Source organism: Mesorhizobium sp. M8A.F.Ca.ET.161.01.1.1 (assembly GCF_004792105.1).
Taxonomy (GTDB): domain Bacteria; phylum Pseudomonadota; class Alphaproteobacteria; order Rhizobiales; family Rhizobiaceae; genus Mesorhizobium.
On sequence record NZ_SRTD01000381.1, the window covers coordinates 1 to 304 of the forward strand.

The 304-nt window shown below is 61.5% G+C and carries 1 protein-coding gene; it reads right to left on the reverse strand.

Going from position 1 to position 304, the window contains the following annotated elements:
* The coding region (locus tag EN804_RS36175; protein WP_281407938.1) for a proton-conducting transporter membrane subunit at nt 1-304 on the reverse strand (304 nt) is incomplete at both ends.

Sequence of the window (304 nt, forward strand, 5' to 3'; positions counted from 1 at the left end):
AGAAGATCCAGGTCTGCTCCTTGGCCGACAGCGGCAGCGCGTACAGGTCGGCCAGCTGGAAGCTGCCGCCCTTCATGTACAGGTAGATCAGCGACACCAGCATCAGCACCGAGCCGAGGAAGGTGTACAGGAAGAACTTCAGCGCGGCGTAGATGCGGCGCGGACCGCCCCAGACACCGATGATCAGGAACATCGGGATCAGCATCGCTTCGAAGAACACGTAGAACAGCATCGCGTCCGTCGCGGCGAAGATGGCGACGGTGAGGCCTTCCAGGATCAGGAAGGCCGCCACGTACTGGTTGAC